Origin of the sequence: Sulfitobacter sp. HI0027 (genome assembly GCF_001634775.1) — a bacterium.
Lineage (GTDB): Bacteria > Pseudomonadota > Alphaproteobacteria > Rhodobacterales > Rhodobacteraceae > Sulfitobacter.
Window position 1 is genome coordinate 83,355 of sequence record NZ_LWER01000149.1, and the last position, 18,055, is coordinate 101,409.

The 18,055-nt window shown below is 60.7% G+C and carries 15 protein-coding genes and 1 pseudogene; 9 read left to right on the forward strand and 7 right to left on the reverse strand.

What is annotated here, in order from left to right:
• Window positions 1–61 precede the first annotated feature (61 nt).
• The gene (tkt, locus tag A3722_RS09355; protein WP_067629154.1) at window positions 62–2,077 is read left to right on the forward strand and encodes a transketolase; all 2,016 of its coding nucleotides are present in this window, start codon (window positions 62–64) and stop codon (window positions 2,075–2,077) included.
• 83 nt (window positions 2,078–2,160) lie between these two features.
• Here the strand turns inward: tkt and A3722_RS09360 are convergent, their stop codons facing one another.
• On the reverse strand, window positions 2,161–3,135 hold the full coding sequence (locus tag A3722_RS09360) for a DUF808 domain-containing protein (RefSeq protein WP_067629156.1): 975 nt from the start codon (window positions 3,133–3,135) through the stop codon (window positions 2,161–2,163).
• 217 nt (window positions 3,136–3,352) lie between these two features.
• On the opposite strand from A3722_RS09360, the gene gap reads away from it, so the two are divergent.
• Together gap and A3722_RS24550 are read left to right on the forward strand one after the other, a co-directional pair.
• Entirely contained in the window at window positions 3,353–4,354 is a 1,002-nt protein-coding gene (gene gap / locus A3722_RS09365; protein ID WP_067629158.1) for a type I glyceraldehyde-3-phosphate dehydrogenase, read from the forward strand.
• Window positions 4,355–4,412: 58 nt separating this feature from the next.
• Window positions 4,413–4,556, forward strand: coding sequence for a hypothetical protein (locus tag A3722_RS24550; protein WP_201721995.1), 144 nt, complete (start codon window positions 4,413–4,415; stop codon window positions 4,554–4,556).
• A 326-nt stretch (window positions 4,557–4,882) separates the two neighbouring features.
• On the opposite strand, the gene coaD is transcribed toward A3722_RS24550, so the two are convergent.
• From coaD to A3722_RS09380, 3 genes are all read right to left on the reverse strand, one after another.
• Entirely contained in the window at window positions 4,883–5,380 is a 498-nt protein-coding gene (gene coaD / locus A3722_RS09370) for a pantetheine-phosphate adenylyltransferase (RefSeq protein ID WP_067629160.1), read from the reverse strand.
• Window positions 5,381–5,512: 132 nt separating this feature from the next.
• A complete protein-coding gene (locus A3722_RS09375; RefSeq protein ID WP_067629162.1) occupies window positions 5,513–5,947 on the reverse strand; it encodes a CBS domain-containing protein in 435 nt (144 codons plus the stop codon).
• Between the two features lie 61 nt (window positions 5,948–6,008).
• On the reverse strand, window positions 6,009–6,929 hold the full coding sequence (locus tag A3722_RS09380) for a LysR family transcriptional regulator (RefSeq protein WP_067629178.1): 921 nt from the start codon (window positions 6,927–6,929) through the stop codon (window positions 6,009–6,011).
• A gap of 110 nt (window positions 6,930–7,039) precedes the next feature.
• Between A3722_RS09380 and A3722_RS09385 the strand changes: the two genes are divergently transcribed.
• The 6 genes from A3722_RS09385 (at window position 7,040) to A3722_RS09410 (ending at window position 14,013) form a co-directional block, all read left to right on the forward strand.
• Complete coding sequence (locus tag A3722_RS09385; RefSeq protein WP_067629164.1) at window positions 7,040–8,539, forward strand: CoA-acylating methylmalonate-semialdehyde dehydrogenase; 1,500 nt, start codon at window positions 7,040–7,042, stop codon at window positions 8,537–8,539.
• 54 nt (window positions 8,540–8,593) lie between these two features.
• On the forward strand, window positions 8,594–9,703 hold the full coding sequence (locus A3722_RS09390; RefSeq protein WP_067629166.1) for a carboxylate-amine ligase: 1,110 nt from the start codon (window positions 8,594–8,596) through the stop codon (window positions 9,701–9,703).
• Window positions 9,704–9,784: 81 nt separating this feature from the next.
• Complete coding sequence (locus A3722_RS09395) at window positions 9,785–10,927, forward strand: acyl-CoA dehydrogenase family protein (protein WP_067629167.1); 1,143 nt, start codon at window positions 9,785–9,787, stop codon at window positions 10,925–10,927.
• A 7-nt stretch (window positions 10,928–10,934) separates the two neighbouring features.
• Window positions 10,935–11,978 carry an enoyl-CoA hydratase/isomerase family protein gene (locus tag A3722_RS09400; RefSeq protein ID WP_067916084.1) on the forward strand — a complete coding sequence of 348 codons (1,044 nt, stop codon included), beginning with the start codon at window positions 10,935–10,937 and terminating at the stop codon, window positions 11,976–11,978.
• On the forward strand, window positions 11,882–12,859 hold the full coding sequence (gene mmsB, locus A3722_RS09405; protein WP_236627378.1) for a 3-hydroxyisobutyrate dehydrogenase: 978 nt from the start codon (window positions 11,882–11,884) through the stop codon (window positions 12,857–12,859). Before A3722_RS09400 ends, mmsB begins: the two co-directional genes overlap by 97 nt.
• Before the next feature lie 80 nt (window positions 12,860–12,939).
• A complete protein-coding gene (locus A3722_RS09410) occupies window positions 12,940–14,013 on the forward strand; it encodes a transketolase (protein ID WP_201721996.1) in 1,074 nt (357 codons plus the stop codon).
• A gap of 37 nt (window positions 14,014–14,050) precedes the next feature.
• On the opposite strand, the gene uvrA is transcribed toward A3722_RS09410, so the two are convergent.
• The 3 genes and pseudogenes from uvrA to A3722_RS23270 form a co-directional block, all read right to left on the reverse strand.
• Window positions 14,051–16,936: an excinuclease ABC subunit UvrA gene (gene uvrA, locus A3722_RS09415; RefSeq protein ID WP_067623199.1), complete on the reverse strand. Its 2,886-nt coding sequence runs from the start codon at window positions 16,934–16,936 to the stop codon at window positions 14,051–14,053.
• Window positions 16,937–17,002: 66 nt separating this feature from the next.
• Window positions 17,003–17,590, reverse strand: a complete 588-nt coding sequence (locus tag A3722_RS09420; RefSeq protein WP_201721997.1) for a hypothetical protein — start codon at window positions 17,588–17,590, stop codon at window positions 17,003–17,005.
• A 266-nt stretch (window positions 17,591–17,856) separates the two neighbouring features.
• Window positions 17,857–18,055 (reverse strand): annotated as a pseudogene (locus A3722_RS23270) (IS110 family transposase); the annotation flags it as partial.

Genomic DNA, 18,055 nt, shown 5'->3' on the forward strand with positions numbered 1-18,055 from the left:
AACTTTGCCCGATCGCTGGTATGCACAGGCCCAATCTGCCACAGCCGCAAAGGAACGCCCCGTGGATCTGACAGCCCTCGCACGCGCAAACCCCGATCACTGGTCCAAGGCCACCGCCATTCGCGCGCTGACCCTCGATGCCGTCGCCGCCGCCAATTCGGGCCACTCCGGCATGCCGATGGGCATGGCCGATGTGGCAACCGTGCTTTTCGAAAAGCACCTCAAGTTTGACGCGGCGAACCCGCTTTGGCCTGATCGTGACCGCTTCATCCTGTCTGCAGGCCACGGCTCCATGCTGCTGTATTCGCTGCTGCACCTGACAGGCTACGAGCAGTTCCCCATCGAAGAGCTGAAAAACTTCCGCCAGATGGGCGCGCGCACAGCCGGGCACCCGGAGAACTTCCTCGCCGACGCGATTGAGACCACCACCGGCCCGCTCGGCCAAGGCATCGCCAATTCGGTCGGTTTCGCCATGGCCGAAGAGATGCTGCGCGCGCAGTACGGGGCAAAGGTCGTGGATCACCACACCTATGTCATCGCGGGCGACGGCTGCTTGATGGAAGGCGTAAGCCAAGAGGCGATCACGCTGGCGGGCCGTCACAATCTGAGCAAGCTCATCGTGATGTGGGACAACAACAACATCACCATCGACGGCCCGGTGACCCTGTCGGACAACACCGATCAGGTCGCGCGCTTCAAAGCCGCGCAGTGGCATGTGATCGAAATCGACGGCCACAACCCCGATGAGATCGACGCGGCCCTGACCGAGGCGAAAGCCTCTGATCTGCCCACGATGATCGCCTGTAAAACCCATATCGCTCTGGGCCACGCGGCACAGGACACCTCGAAAGGCCACGGCGCTTTGACGGATGCCGACCAGATGGCAGATGCGAAGAAAGCCTATGGCTGGACGACTGGCCCCTTCGAAGTGCCCTCGGATGTGAAATCCGCATGGGAAGAGATCGGCAAACGCGGGGCCGACGCGCGCCGCGCTTGGGAAGAGCGTTTCGACAAAATGCCCCGCGCCAAGCGCGAGACGTTCAACCGTGCGCTGGCACTTGAAGCGCCCAAAAAGATGAGCGCGACCGTCAAAGCCTTCAAAAAGCAGATCACCGAGAGCGCGCCCAAGATGGCGACCCGCGCGGCGAGCGAAAAAGCCCTCGAAGTGCTGAACCCGATCCTGCCCGAAACGGTTGGCGGCTCGGCGGACCTGACCGGCTCGAACAACACCAAGACCTCTGATCTGGGCGTCTTTGACGTGGACAACCGCGGCGGGCGCTATGTCTACTGGGGCATCCGCGAGCACGGCATGGCGGCGGCGATGAACGGTATGGCGCTGCACGGCGGCATCCGTCCCTATGGCGGCACCTTCATGTGTTTCACCGACTACGCGCGTCCGTCGATGCGTCTGGCGGCGCTGATGCAAATCCCCACGGCATTTGTCATGACCCATGACAGCATCGGCCTTGGCGAAGATGGCCCGACCCACCAACCGGTCGAGCATCTGGCGATCAGCCGTGCCACACCCAACACCTATGTCTTCCGCCCCGCCGACGCGGTGGAAACGGCAGAGGCTTGGGAGATTGCCTTCACCTCCAAAACCACGCCATCGGTTCTGTCGTTGACCCGTCAGGGCCTGCCGACCGTGCGTCTTGAGCACAAGAACAACAACCTCACCGAAAAAGGCGCCTATGTGCTGGCCGATGCCGAGGGCAAGCGTCAGGTGATCCTGATCGCCACCGGTTCGGAAGTGCATGTGGCACTGGCCGCGCGTGATCTTTTGCAGGCCGAAGGCATCGGCACCCGCGTCGTCTCCATGCCCTGTATGGAACTTTTCGCCGCGCAGGATGAAGCCTATCGCAAGCGCGTGCTGCCCGGTGGTGCCGTACGTGTTGGTGTTGAAGCAGGCATGCGTCAGGGCTGGGATCAGTGGCTCTTTGGCGAGCGCGGCAAATACGGCAAAGCCGATTTCGTCGGCATGGACCGTTTCGGTGCCTCTGCCCCGGCCGAAGAATTGTTCGAACGGTTCGGCTTTACTGCTGAGAATGTCGCTCAGAAAGCCAAGGCGTTGCTCTGATCCACGGATCACACGGCACAGCAAAAAGGGGCGACGGTTCAACCGTCGCCCCTTTTCTATTGACCTATCACTAAGGCCGCATTTTACACAGCGGCCTTGTGAAAGACCTTGCGCCAAATCGGCGTGACGATCTTTTCCCCGATCGGGATTAGCACCAGACCAAGCGCCAGACCAAAGAGCCCATCAATCCCCGCCGTGGTGATCCACTCGACGGCCCCTTCAAACTGGGCCGGGACCACGTGGCCAACGCTGACCGCGATATCATGGATCCAGTTGTAGGGCGCAGCAAAGCCCATCTGCTCCAACCCGTGAATGATGATCGACCCGCCGACCCACAGCATGGCCGCCGTGCCAACAACGGTGAGCAGTTTCAGGAACCCCGGCATCCCGCGCACCAGCCCGCGGCCCAAGCTGCGCGTCAGGCCAAAACGCCCCCGGTTCGCCATCACCAGCCCCAGATCATCCATCTTGACGATCAAAGCGACGGAGCCATAGACCGCGATAGTGATCATCACCGCCACCGCCGCCAGCGTGGCCGCTTCCATCCAAAAGTTACTCTCGGGGATCGCGGACAGGGCGATGGTCATGATCTCCGCCGAGAGGATAAAGTCGGTCTTGATCGCGCCTGCGGCCTTCTTCTCTTCCAGCTGTGCGGGGTCTTCGACGACCTTCTCCTTATCAGGGTAATCCTCATGCCCGTGCCCCCAGCCAAGCGCATGGGCAACCTTCTCCGCCCCCTCGAAACACAGGTATGCCCCGCCCAGCATCAACAAAGGCGGGATCGCCCATGGCGCGAAATTCGCCAACAGCAGCCCCACTGGCAGCAGATACACCAATTTGTTGCGCAACGATCCTTTGGTGATCCGCCATATCACCGGCAGCTCACGTTCGGCCTTGAACCCATGCAGATACTTCGGCGTCACCGCTGCGTCGTCAATCACCGCGCCCGCCGCCTTCGAGCCCGCTTTGGCCGCCTGCCCGATCACATCATCCACGCTCGCCGCCGCAACTTTGGCGATCGCCGCCACGTCATCCACAAGTGCCAGTAAACCGCTCATTTCGTGCCCCTTTTTGCGTGTTGCAACCGAAGTAGCATGTGCAGCCCATCTGGCAAGTCCGAAGCCGGAACGACCTTTACCGCTAACATGCAGGTTTAACGCTAACATCCGGAAATCATTTGGTTTTGCCCCTTTCCCCTGCCTGCCTTGCGCGGATATAGAACGCGCGACCCCGACATACGGCCCCCGTCGCGCGGCCCATGACAAGGAATGCACCATGACCATCAAAGTTGGCATCAACGGATTTGGCCGCATCGGCCGCTGCACCCTCAGCCATATCGCGGCATCGGGGCGCGATGACATCGAAGTGATCAAGGTGAACGCCACTGGCCCGCTCAGCACCGCCGCGCATCTCATCAAATACGATTCCGTCCATGGCCGTTTTCCCGGCGAAGTCTCTGTCGACGGCGGCTATATGAACCTCGGCCAAAACGACATCGAGATGATGTCGAGCTACAACCTCGAAGAGCTGGACTGGTCCGGCTGCGACGTGGTTTTGGAATGCACCGGCAAGTTCAACGACGGCAACAAAGCCAACGTTCACCTCAAGAACGGTGCCAAGCGCGTACTGCTCTCCGCGCCCGGAAAAAACGTCGACAAAACAATCGTCTACGGCGTGAACGACGATCAGCTCACCGCCTCCGACCGGATGATCTCAAACGGGTCCTGCACCACCAACTGCCTCGCGCCGCTGGCCAAAGTCATGCACGACGCCGTGGGCATCGAAAGCGGCCTGATGACAACGATCCACAGCTACACCGGCGACCAGCCGACGCTCGACCGACGCCACGATGACCTCTACCGCGCCCGCGCCGCTGCCATGGCCCTGATCCCCACCTCCACGGGCGCGGCCAAGGCTCTGGGCGAAGTGCTGCCCGCGCTCAAAGGTAAGCTCGACGGCACCGCCATGCGCGTTCCCACCCCCAACGTCAGCGCCGTTGACCTGACCTTCCAAGCCAGCCGCGACGTGACGGTGGAAGAGATCAACGCCGCCGCCCGTGCCGCGGCCGAAGGTCCAATGAAACGTGTGCTGGCCTATGACCCCGAACAGAAAGTCAGCATCGACTTCAACCACACCGAAGAAAGCTGCATCTTTGCCCCCGACCAGACCATCGTCGTGGCGGGCCGCACCGTGCGCGTGCTGGGCTGGTATGACAACGAATGGGCCTTCTCGGTCCGCATGGCCGATGTCGCCGTCGCCATGGGCAACCTGGGCTAAGGCTTGCACGGCGGGGGCGTGGCTGTAATATCAGGCCAACCCCGCCCGGAGCCGCGCCATGACCAATTCCATCGCCATCGTGCTGGCCCTCGTTATCGCCGGGGCCATGATGGTCGACCTCTATGCCTATGGCGCGGACCATATGATCTATCTCGGCAAAAAGCTCTTTGAATTAATCGAATGGGTTGCCTTCTGGCGCTAAGGCAAGCCGCGGCGCAAATCCCCGCTTTTCTGTCCCATCGCAACCGGCATGCTATCGGTCACCGACCGCAAACTGGTCTCAACCGATTTCCACCACGCCACCAATCAAACGACGCTGCAACAAGGCAGTCTGCTGACGGTCTTACAGGTACGACCACGAATGGGCTTCTCCCACCGCATGCTGGCCCCGGCCGCTATAATAGCCGCCCAAGGCCGCTTAAGACAAAAAGACGCGGCCGCCACTCACGCGCCACGCCCCTCCCCTTCATCCTTTTAAAAATACCGCGCAGAACCGCGCCGCACCCGGTCCGCTCTCTACTCCGGACGCTACTTCCGCGCAAAGCGCTCAATCAGCACTTCGTTCACCGCAGGGGTCACAAATTTGCTGACATCCCCATCAAGCCGCGCAATCTCTTTCACCAGTTTGCTGGCGATGGCCTGATGTGTGGCCTCGGCCATCAGAAAGACCGTCTCGATAGAGTCGTCCAGCTGCCGGTTCATGCCGACCATCTGGAACTCATATTCAAAATCCGACACGGCCCGCAGACCGCGCACGATGGTCTGCGCCCCAACATCGCGCGCGCAGTCGATCAGCAGGTTTTCGAAAGGGTGCACCACGATCTCGACGCCGGTTTCCTCGGCCAATTGCACGCATTCCGCTTCGATCAGCGCGACACGTTCCTCAAGGCTAAAGAGCGGCCCCTTGTCGCGGTTGATCGCTACGCCGATCACCAGCCGGTCGACCATACGGGCGGCGCGGCGGATGATATCGATATGCCCCAGCGTGATCGGGTCGAACGTACCGGGATAGAGGGCTATGCGCATGTAATTGTCCTGCGTATCTGCTGCGTTGCGGCACAGCCAAGCATTTCACTGCCGCAAGCGCAAGTCGGTTAGCGGTAGCACTGCCCCGCGGTCAGCCCGCAGAATCGCCCTGTCGTGGCCCCTGAAAACGCTTCAGTGGCCCATGATCATGCCTTCAAGGGCCTGCTTCTCCATCGACAGTTCCTGCAACTGCGCCTTGACCACGTCGCCGAGAGAGATCAGCCCCACGAGTTCCCCGTCTTCCAACACGGGCATATGGCGAAACCGTCCGTCGGTCATCTGTTGCAACACCGCGTCAGAGCGGTCATCCCGGCTGCAGGTCACCAGCTTGCGGGTCATGATGCTCTCAGCCGCCTGCTGCAGGCAGCCCGCGCCCGAACGGCCCAGTTCGCGCACGATGTCCCGCTCAGACAGAATCCCATCCGGCGTCTTGCCATCGGCCGAGATCACCAGCGTCCCGATCCGCTTTTCAGCCAGCATCGCCGCCGCCTCAGAGATCACCAATCCGGGTTTGGCCGTGACCACCTTGCCATCGGGCTTGGTCTTGAGAATCTGCGATACGAGCATCTGGCGCCTCCTTTGATGCAGGGCAAAGTCCCCTCCAGCGTCACCGCGAAATCCTTTCATGTCAAGCTTTTGGCGCAGTCTTCTGCGCGGCTTCGGCCTCCAGCCGGGCAGTCTCGGCCCGAAGCCCGGCGGCCAGCGCCTCGGCAAAAGCCGCCAGTCGGGCGTTGCGGCGGTCGTCTGCATGGCGGATCAGATAGAAAGCCCGCTTGAGGCTGACGGCCTGCGTCAGAATGCGCCGCACGCCTTGGGTTGCGGCAAGCGAAAAGTCATGTGCGATGCCTATCCCGCCGCCCTGCTGGATCATCCGCACCTGAACGGAGACGGAATTTGACGCCAAGGCCACGCGCCTGATGCCGAGGTCGGCGAGGTAGTCCAACTCCCGATCGAAGATCATATCCGGGATATAGCCAACCATCCGGTGCCCTTGCAGATCGCCGACCGAGGTCACCTCGGGGTGGCGTGCGAGATAGCTTTCCGCGGCCGCAAGATGGAGGTGGTAGTCCGTCACTTTCTGTACCACCAGCCGCCCTGCCGTGGGCGCGCTCACCCCGATCGCCATATCCGCCTCGCGCCGGGACAGGTTAAAGACGCGCGGCAATGCGATGATCTGCACATCCAGATCGGGGTTTTTCGCCGCAATGGCCGCACAGACCTGCGGCAGCAGATAATTCGCCGCCCCATCGGGCGCACCCACGCGGATCTGCCCTGAGAGTTGGTCGCTTTGCACCGGCACCCCGGCGGTGGCGGCGCGCATCGCCTGCTCGGCCCGCTCTGCCCGCTGCATCAGGTCACTGCCAGCCTCGGTCAGCATATAGCCTTGGGGCGATTTGACAAAGAGCACGGTCTGCAGCGCCTTTTCCAAACGCGCCATGCGGCGACCCAGCGTTGCGGGATCAAGCCGCAGCAGCTTGCCCGCGCCCGACAGGCTCTCTTCGCGCGCCACCGCTAGAAACAGCCGCAGGTCGTCCCAATTCTGATCCATTTCGCTGCCTTCCAGAGCTTTGCAAAAATGCAAGACGGTTTTGCCATCCTTCCTCTGTTCCATTGCTTTTTGCAAGGCTATCGTACCGCCAACCAAAGAGGAGACCGATCATGCAAGAGATGACCCACTATCTGAACGGCGAACACGTCAAAGGCACTTCCGGGCGCTTTGCCGATGTGATGAACCCCGCCACCGGCGAAGTGCAGGCGAAGGTGCCGCTGGCCAATGGCGAAGAGCTGAACAAAGCCGTCGAATACGCCGCCGCCGCCCAGCCCGCATGGGCCGCGACCAACCCACAGCGCCGCGCGCGCGTGCTGATGAAGTTCGTCTCCCTGCTGAACCGCGACATGGACAAGCTGGCCGAGGCGCTCAGCCGTGAGCACGGCAAGACCCTGCCCGACGCCGCTGGTGACGTGCAGCGTGGTCTTGAAGTGGTGGAATACTGCATCGGCGCACCCGAACTGCTGAAAGGTGATTTCACCGACAGCGCGGGCCCCGGCATCGACATGTACTCCATGCGCCAAGCGCTTGGTGTCACCGCAGGCATCACACCCTTCAACTTCCCCGCCATGATCCCGATGTGGATGTTCGCCCCCGCCATCGCCTGCGGCAATGCCTTCATCCTCAAGCCTTCCGAGCGTGATCCCTCCGTGCCGCTGATGCTGGCCGAATTGCTGGAAGAAGCCGGTCTGCCCAAGGGCATCATTCAGGTCGTCAACGGCGACAAAGAAGCGGTCGATGCGATCCTGCACCATGACGTGATCCAGTCGGTGGGCTTTGTGGGCTCGACCCCGATTGCCGAATACATCTATGCCACCGGCTGTGCCAACGGCAAGCGCGTGCAGTGTTTCGGTGGCGCCAAGAACCACATGATCATCATGCCCGACGCAGACATGGACCAAGCTGCCGATGCGCTGATCGGCGCGGGCTACGGTGCGGCTGGCGAACGCTGCATGGCGATTTCCGTGGCCGTGCCGGTGGGCGACGAAACTGCCGACCGTCTGATCGAGAAGTTGGTGCCGCGCATCGAAAAGCTGAAAGTCGGCCCCTACACCTCCGGCAATGACGTAGACTACGGCCCGGTTGTGACCGCTGCCGCCAAGGCCAATATCGAACGTCTGGTGCAGTCCGGTATCGACCAAGGTGCAGAACTGGTTGTCGATGGCCGCGACTTCAAACTGCAAGGCTATGAGAACGGCTATTTCGTCGGCCCGCATCTGTTTGACCGCGCGACCAAGGACATGGACATCTACCAGCAGGAAATCTTTGGCCCCGTGCTGACATGTGTGCGTGCCAAGGACTACGAAGAGGCGATCGGCCTTGCGATGGACCACGAGTACGGCAACGGCACCGCGATCTTTACCCGTGACGGTGACGCGGCACGTGACTTTGCCAACCGGATCAACGTCGGCATGGTCGGTGTCAACGTGCCGATCCCGGTGCCGCTGGCCTACCACACCTTCGGCGGCTGGAAGAAATCCGTCTTTGGCGATTTGAACCAGCACGGGCCGGATGCGTTCAAGTTCTACACCCGCACCAAGACCGTGACGGCCCGTTGGCCTTCGGGCATCAAAGAGGGTGGCGAATTCTCCATCCCGGTGATGGAGTAAATCATCACGCCGGCTGCCCCGCGGCAGTCGGCCCTAAAGAACGGGGCCAGCGCCATGCAAAAAGAATTCAGCATCGGAATTGAAGAAGAGTATCTTCTGGTCGACAAGGATTCACTGGCGCTGGCTGACACCCCTGAAGGGTTGATGGAAGATTGCCGCAACGACCTTGGCGATCAGGTCAGCCCCGAATTTCTGCAATGTCAAATCGAGATCGGCAGCAAGCCCTGCAAGACCGTGGGCGAGGCCCGTGAGGACTTAAAGCGTCTGCGCAGCACGATCTCCAGACACGCCGCCAAGCATAATTTGTCCCCCGTGGCCGTCTCCTGCCATCCTTTCTCCGATTGGAAGAACCAAGAGACGACGCATAAGGAACGCTACGACCAGCTTGAGATTGAGTTGGGCGGTGTCGCACGCCGGATGCTAAGCTGTGGGATGCATGTCCATGTGGGCATTGAGGGGGATGACCTGCGCATCGACCTGATGCCGCAATTCGCTTATTTCCTGCCCCACCTGCTCGCACTCTCGGCCTCGTCGCCCTATTGGCAGGGCGAAGACACCGGGCTGGCGTCTTACCGTCTTGCGGTGATGGAGAGCATGCCGCGCACGGGGCTGCCGCCCTTGCTGCATAGTTGGGGGGAGTATGAGCGCAGCACGCAGGCGTTGATTGACCTCGATATCATTCCCGACCAGTCGAAAATCTGGTGGGACCTGCGCCCGTCGACCCATTACCCGACGCTGGAAAGCCGCATTTGCGATGTGCAGCCGCGCCTGTCACACGCGCTTGGGCTGGCGGGGCTGACACAGTCCCTCACCCGCTTCCTGCTGCGCCTGCGCGACAGCAACCTGCGCTGGCGCGAATATGACCGCTTCCTGATCGAGGAAAACCGCTGGCGCGCGCAGCGCTACGGGGTGAACGAGACGCTGATCGATTTCGGGGGGCCGACGCTCAAACCCTTCGACCAGATGTTCGAGGAAATCATCGGCCTGATCGCCGAAGACGCCGAGGCGCTCGGATGTCTCGATGAGATCTGCGCCCTGCGCGACGTGGTGAAGCAGGGCACATCCGCCGACCGTCAGCGCAAAGTCTGGGCCGAAGCGCCCGAGGGCAAGGGCGGCGAGGCCGTCGTGCGCCATCTGATCGAGGAATACCACGCCGATCTGTGACGCTTGTTGCGGCACCTTTCGGCTGATAGAATTAAACAAGTGTTCAGTTCCAAGGACACATGACTTCAGGGAGGAGCCGCGATGGATTTCGCATTGAACGAAGAACAGACCGCCATTTTCGACATGGCCCATGCATTCGGGCAGGAGAATATCGCGCCCCACGCCCACCAATGGGAGAAAGATGGCACCATCCCCAAAGAGCTTTGGCCAGAGGTCGGCGCATTAGGGTTCGGCGGGCTTTATGTCTCTGAAGACACTGGCGGCGCGGGGCTCACACGTCTGGACGCCACGGTGGTCTTTGAGGCGCTGTCGATGGCCTGCCCCTCGGTCGCGGCGTTCCTGTCGATCCACAACATGTGCGCCAAGATGCTCGACACTTTCGCCAGTGACGAGATGAAAGAACGCGTCATGCCCAAGGTGCTCACCATGGAGAAGGTGCTGAGCTACTGCCTAACCGAGCCCGGTTCCGGCTCCGACGCGGCGGCGCTGAAAACCCGCTGCGAGCGCACCAACGAGGGCTATACGCTGAACGGCACCAAGGCGTTCATCTCGGGCGGTGGCTATTCGGATGCCTATGTCACCATGGTCCGCACCTCCGACGACGGCGCGCGCGGCGTCTCCACGGTATACGTCGAAGACGGCACGCCGGGCCTCAGCTTCGGTGGGCTGGAAGACAAGATGGGTTGGCGCAGCCAACCGACGGCGCTGGTGCAGTTTGATGACTGCAAGATCGGGGCGGAGAACCTTGTTGGCGAAGAGGGCAAGGGCTTCAAATACGCCATGGCAGGCCTCGATGGTGGGCGGCTAAACATCTCGGCCTGCTCGCTCGGGGCCGCGCAGACTGCGCTGACCAAGACGCTGGCGTACATGGGCGACCGCAAAGCCTTTGGCCAGAGCATCGACCAGTTCCAAGGGCTGCAATTCCGCCTTGCCGATATGGAGATCGAATTGCAAGCCGCGCGCACCTTCCTGCGCCAAGCGGCGTGGAAGCTCGACACTGGCGCGCCGGATGCGACCAAGTTCTGCGCCATGGCCAAGAAATTCGTGACCGAGACCGGCAGCAAGGTCGTCGACCAATGTCTGCAGTTGCACGGCGGCTATGGCTACCTTGCCGACTACGGGATCGAGAAACTGGTCCGCGACCTGCGGGTGCACCAGATCCTTGAGGGCACGAATGAGATCATGCGCGTGATCGTTGCCCGCGACATGCTCAAGAACCGCTGAGGCCCCCATGAGTGATATCCACATCCGCATAACGGGCCGCGCCGGACGCATCACGTTGACGCGGCCCAATGCGCTGAACGCGCTGAGCTACGACATGTGCATCGCCATCGAAAAGGCGATCGACGACTGGCGCGATGACCCAGAGGTCGCCGTGATCGTGCTGGATGCCGAGGGTGAGAAAGCCTTCTGCGCGGGCGGTGACGTGGCGCAGCTTTACCAAACGGGCAAGGACGGGGATTTCGACTTCGCCCGCCGTTTTTGGGCCGATGAATACCGGCTCAACAACAAACTTCACGGTTTTCCCAAGCCGGTGATCTCCTTCATGCAGGGCTTCACCATGGGCGGCGGGGTCGGCATCGGCTGCCACGGCTCGCACCGGGTGGTGAGCGAGAGCAGCAAGATTGCCATGCCCGAATGCGGCATCGGGCTGGTACCCGATGTGGGCGGTACGCTGCTGCTGGCACAGGCACCGGGACGGATGGGCGAATACCTTGGCCTCACCGGCGCGCGGATGGGCGCAGGCGACGTGCTCCACGCCGGTTTCGCAGATTATTTTATCGCGCAGGCCGAATGGCCCGATCTTATCGCGCAACTGGAAGAGAACGGTGATCCCTTCATCCTCGACCGCGCTGCAAGCTCCCCGCCCCCGTCCACGCTGGCAGAGGTTCAGGAAGAGGTGGACCGCCTCTTTCATGGCGAAAGCCTTAAAGAAATCGACGCGGCGCTTGCGATGTCCGACAGCGGTTTCGCCGCAGAGACAGTGAAAACCCTACGCCGCAACTCCCCCCTGTCGATGGCCTGCACGCTAGAGATGCTGCGCCGCCTGCGCGGCCCCGGCATCGGCATGGTCCCGGCACTGGAACAGGAATATCGCTTTACCGCGCGGTCACTGGAAAAAGGCGATTTCATCGAAGGCGTGCGCGCCGCGATCATCGACAAGGACCGCAGCCCCAATTGGCAACACGCCGACTGGGACGTGCCGCAGGCCGATATCGACGCCATGCTCGCCCCCTTGGGCGGCAACGAATTGAAGTTGGAGGAAAATTTATGAGCAATCTTACAATCGGTTTCATCGGTCTGGGCAATATGGGCGGGCCCATGGCCGCCAATCTCGCCGCCGCGGGCCATACCGTGCGCGGCAATGACGTGGCTGGCACCACCGCCGAAGGGGTCGCCGAGGCCAAGACCATCGCAGAAGCGGTCGGGGATGCCGATGTGGTCATCACCATGCTGCCCAACGGCGCAATCCTGCGCCAAGTGGCCGAAGAAGCGGTCGCACATATGGCAGCGGGCGCGCTGCTGATCGATTGCTCCACCGTCGACGTCGAAAGCGCGCGTTTCGCGGCAGAGGCGGCGCAGAAGGCCGGGTTGCTCTTTGTGGATGCCCCTGTCTCCGGCGGGATCGGCGGCGCACAGGGCGGCACGCTCACCTTTATGGCGGGCGGCGCGGAGGCGGCCTTTGAAAAGGCCAAACCGCTGTTCGACATCATGGGTCAGAAAGCCGTTCATTGCGGTGATGCGGGCGCCGGCCAAGCGGCGAAAATCTGCAACAACATGATCCTTGGCGCCACGATGATCGCCACCTGCGAAGCCTTTGCACTGGCTGACAAACTGGGCCTTGATCGCGAACGGATGTTTGATGTGGTCAGCACGTCTTCGGGCTATTCATGGTCGATGAACGCCTATTGCCCGGCCCCCGGCGTCGGCCCCCAATCTCCCGCCGACAACGACTACAAACCGGGGTTCGCGGCAGAGCTGATGCTCAAAGATCTGGGGCTGTCCCAACAGGCCGCGGAAATGGCCAATGCCGACACGCCGATGGGCGCGCTGGCCAAGGAACTCTACACCCGTTTCGTCGAGGAAGAAGGCGGCAAGGGCAAAGACTTCTCTGCCATGCTGCCCCGTTTTGAGCAGCGCGGCTGGCAAGGTTAAGCCGAACGCTCCCCACGCGGGAACGACATGACCCGAGCAGGCGTTAACTTCAGAATGACCCCATCTGAGGAGATCACCTGATGCGACGCCTGCTCATTACCACAATCCTGACCACCGCCTGTGCGACCGGCCCGCTGGCCGCCGCCGGAACCGGCTTTGCCCCGGCGCAGCCCGCGGTTGCCTTTGATAGCAGCGGCCCTGAAACGCTTTGGCTCGCCAAAGACGACAAGGGCGATAAGGGCAAAGACAAGAAAGACAAAAAGGCCAAGAAGAAGGACAAGCAGGAAAAGAAGGCCGAGAAAAAGAGAGAAAAGCGCGAGGAAAAGGCCGAGAAGCACAAAGAGAAGAAGGCCAAAAAAGACAAGAAAGACGATAAGATCGAGATCAAAATCAACGGTGATAAGGTCAAGATCAAAGGCGATGAGGTCAAACTGCCCAAGGGCATGGACCGCGCCGATTTTGATGAGCGCGTGACCCGATTTACACAGGACCGCGAGACTGTGGTTACCCGTCTTTTGAACACCCCGGCGCCCGAGGGGCGTGACATGGCCGCTATCCTCGGTGCGGCGGCGCTTGCCTTGGCCGCGCCTGAATTGAACGCAGCCGCCGTGCCCGAGGACGAGCTGATTACCTATCGCAACTGCCCCCCCGGTCTGGCCAAGAAGGACCCGCCCTGCGTGCCCCCCGGACTGGCAAAACAGGGCGTGACTTATGAACAATGGGCCAGCTATTCCGACGATGAGCTGGACACTCTGCTGGAAGAGCGCCGCCAACCCTATCTTGAGGCCGATCCGCTGACGGAACGCGAGTTGCTCCTACTGGAGTCCAACCAGATCGCACAGCTCTACAGCCTTGATGCCGCGCCTGCTGGTCATCGCTACGCGCTGATCGATGGCCAGCCGGTGCTGCTGAGCAACGAAGATCACACCGCCCTGCTGCGTATCAACGAATTGGCGCGGGTGCCCACCATTGGCTCAGGTGTGAACATCGCTCCGACCGCCGCGCTGACGCAGGCGGACCTCATCAATCTCTACCGTCTGGCCGAGCCGGAAGAAGGCTATAACTACGCGGTACTGAATGGGCAGGTGATTTCGCTGCGCGATAGCGCTTATGAGACGCTGCAACTGATCCGCATCGCCCGCGCCGTGTTGTAAGGACACGCCGCAGGCCAAGCCAACCAAGTGGCGGCGGTTATTCCGCCGCCACTTTTGTCTGCTTATATAGCATCGGTTTGAGGTACTTCCCGGTATGGCTTTCGGCCACGTCCGCGACCTTTTCGGGCGTCCCTGTAGCCACAACCCGGCCACCGCCGTCACCACCCTCAGGGCCGATATCGATAATATGATCGGCGGTTTTCACCACATCTAGGTTATGCTCAATCACAACCACGGAATTGCCCTGATCGACCAATTCGTGCAGCACTTCCAACAGCTTGCGCACGTCTTCGAAATGCAGACCCGTTGTCGGTTCATCAAGGATATAAAGCGTGCGCCCGGTGGAGCGTTTGCTCAACTCCTTGCTGAGCTTCACCCGCTGCGCCTCACCGCCCGACAGGGTCGTGGCCTGCTGTCCAACCTTGATATAGCCCAGCCCCACGCGCATCAGCGCATCCATCTTTTCACGGATCGAAGGCACGGCGGCAAAGAAGCTTTGCGCATCTTCTACGGTCATATCAAGCACGTCGGCGATGCTCTTACCCTTAAACCGCACCTCCAGCGTCTCGCGGTTATAGCGCGCGCCTTTGCAGGTCTCGCATTCCACGTAAACATCAGGGAGGAAGTGCATCTCGATCTTGATGACCCCGTCACCCTGACAGGCCTCGCAACGCCCGCCTTTGACGTTGAAAGAGAAACGCCCGGGCTTATAGCCGCGCTCTTTCGCTTCGGGCAGACCGGCGAACCAGTCCCGGATCGGGGTGAAAGCCCCGGTGTAAGTCGCTGGATTCGAACGCGGAGTCCGACCGATGGGCCGCTGGTCAATATCAATGACCTTGTCGAGATGTTCCAATCCTTTGATGGTCTGACAGGGCGCAGGTGTCTGCCGCGCGCCGTTCAGGTTCATCGACGCGGTTTTGAACAGGGTTTCGATCGTAAGGGTGGACTTGCCGCCCCCCGACACGCCCGTAACACAGACGAATTTACCCAGCGGGAAATCCACAGTGACATTCTGCAAGTTGTTGCCAGTAGCCTTTACAACCTGCAACTTCTTCTTGTTCCCCTTGCGCCGCTTGGCCGGGACCGAGATTTCACGAACGCCGGTAAGATACTGACCAGTAACAGAATTGGGATCATTCGCCACCTGTTCAGGCGTGCCATGGCTCACCACTTGCCCGCCGTGAACCCCAGCACCCGGCCCGATGTCGAACACATAATCGGCCTCGCGGATGGCCTCTTCGTCATGCTCCACAACGATCACCGTGTTCCCCTGATCTCGCAGGTTCTTTAAGGTATCCAGCAACCGGTCATTATCGCGCTGATGTAGCCCGATCGACGGTTCATCAAGCACGTAAAGCACGCCCGTCAGGCCAGAGCCAATCTGGCTTGCCAAGCGGATACGCTGGCTCTCGCCCCCACTTAAAGTACCACTTGAACGCGACATCGTAAGATACTCAAGACCCACATTATTCAGGAATCCGAGACGTTCCCGGATTTCCTTTAAAATGGCTTTCGCGATTTCATTCTTCTGCGGGGTCAGATGGTCTGGTACCGCCTTGCACCAGTCAAAGGCTTCACGGATCGACATCTCCACCACCTTACCGATGTGGAGCAACTCGTTCTCATTGCCAATCGTGGGGCCAATGCGTACCGCAAGCGCTTCGGGCCGCAGGCGATAGCCACCACAGGTGCCACAGGGGCGGTTGTTCTGATAGCGCTCAAACTCCTCGCGGACCCAGTTGCTGTCCGTTTCGCGGTAGCGGCGCTGCATATTGGGGATCACCCCCTCGAACACGCGCTTGACCTCATAAACGCGCCCGCCTTCGTCATAGCGGAAGGTAATCTCTTCTTTGCCGGAACCACGAAGGAACACCTCTTGCACCTTCTCAGGCAGGTCTTTCCAGCGGGTCTTTTGGTCGAAATTATAATGCTTGGCAATGGCTTCGATGGTTTGCTTAAAGTACGGGGACTTCCCCTTACGCCAAGGCGCCAAAGCCCCGTCATAGATTCTCAGGTTCTGGTCAGGCACCACCAAACGCTCGTCAAAAAAGAGCTCGACCCCAAGGCCATCACAAGAGGGGCAAGCCCCGAACGGCGCGTTGAAGGAGAACAGCCGCGGCTCAATCTCGGGAATGGTGAAGCCACTGACAGGGCAGGCAAATTTTTCCGAAAACGTATGACGCTCGGGCTCGCCTTCACTGGGCGCGGTTTCGAGAATGGCGATCCCATCGGCAAGATCAAGCGCCGTGCGCAGCGAATCCGCCAGGCGCGTTTCCAGCCCTTCGCGCACCACGATCCGGTCGACGACAACATCAATGTCATGGCGGAATTTCTTGTCCAACGTCGGCGGCTCATCCAGATCGTAGAATTCACCGTTCACCTTGACCCGTTGAAAGCCTTGCTTGCGCAACTCAATGAACTCTTTGCGGTATTCGCCTTTGCGGTCGCGAATAATCGGCGCCAGCAGATAAGCCCGCGTGCCCTCTTCCATGGTCATGATCCGGTCGACCATGTCCTGCACCTGCTGGGCTTCGATGGGTTTGCCGGTGGCCGGGCTATAGGGGGTGCCGACGCGGGCGAACAACAGCCGCAGATAGTCGTAAATCTCGGTCACCGTGCCGACTGTGGATCGGGGGTTCTTTGAGGTGGTCTTCTGTTCGATTGAAATCGCAGGGCTGAGACCGGAAATGTGATCCACATCCGGTTTCTGCATCATATCAAGGAACTGCCGCGCGTAGGCCGACAGTGATTCCACATAGCGCCGCTGCCCTTCGGCATAGATCGTGTCGAAGGCAAGGCTCGACTTGCCCGAGCCGGAAAGCCCGGTAATTACAACCAGTTGGTCACGCGGAATATCCACGTCGATGTTCTTTAGATTGTGCTCGCGCGCGCCGCGCACTTCGATGTTCTTCAGCTCAGCCATGACATGCCCCTCTTAACGGTTTGTACATAGGTGCTGATGCAGTGTTTTCCAACGGAAAAGTGAGAACTAAACAGGAACGCGCCGACTGCGGCGTCGGGCCGCACCAAGGAGGAGATGTGCCACCAGCCCCATCGCAAAGGCCCCACCCGCCAATAACGGCAAGGCCGCGCCGCCAAAGCTTGCTAACCCGAACGCCATAACAGGTGTGCCAAGGCTGTTTCCAAGGTTCCCCATTTGGGCCACCGCACCGTTTGCCTGCGCCTGCGCGGCGGGGCCGCTGTTGAGTTGCGCGACCGCGGTAAAACTTGCGCCTTGGATCAACCCCATTGCGGCAGCCAGTGCCAAACAGGCCAACGGCGTGCCGGGGGCGAGCCAGAGCCAAAGCATAGAAAGGGCGGAAAGGGCAAAGCCAGTTTGCACAACAGAGACCGCCGATAGACGGCGGAGCAACGCGACGCCGATGGTCATTGATACCGCGATGCTAGTGAGCGGCATGGCGGCCATTGTGACCGCGCGCCATGCCTCGGAGAGGTAGGGCGGCAGGACAGTGAGGATGGAAACGAAACTGAATGTATAGAACAGCCAGCCCGCCGCCGGGGCGGAAAGGAAGGGAGAGCGGTAGATCGCGACGTGATCACGCAGTATCTGCGGCAAAGAGAATGGCGGCTTCTCTAATTGGGCGTTTGGGTCAAGCTCGTTTTCCTTCTTTCTTGTGGATCATTGTCACTCATCCGGGTCACGCTTCTCTTCGCAGTTTGGTTGATGCCGTCGGGCATCGCTGCACGCATGTGTCGGATTGGCAGCGGAGAGCCTTGCTAAGGGACGCGCTTCTCGTTGCGCAGCAGCCATTTTCGGCTTCTTCCACAGACCTCGTCCGGTGAGGGACGATCCCGTTCGGCTTTTGAGGGTGGCGGATCAGATCATGCTGTGCCCTCCACCTGTGCCGGACGGAACTCGGTGCCATCTGTCCACATTCTATGCAGCAGGACGGCGAGCTTTCTGGCCACCGCGACAACGGCGCGGCGGCGTCCTTTGGTTCGCACCAGTCGCATGCCCCAGGACTTGATCTGAGAGCCTGCTATCGTGCGCATTAGCAGTGCATTCGCGGCCGCATAAAGC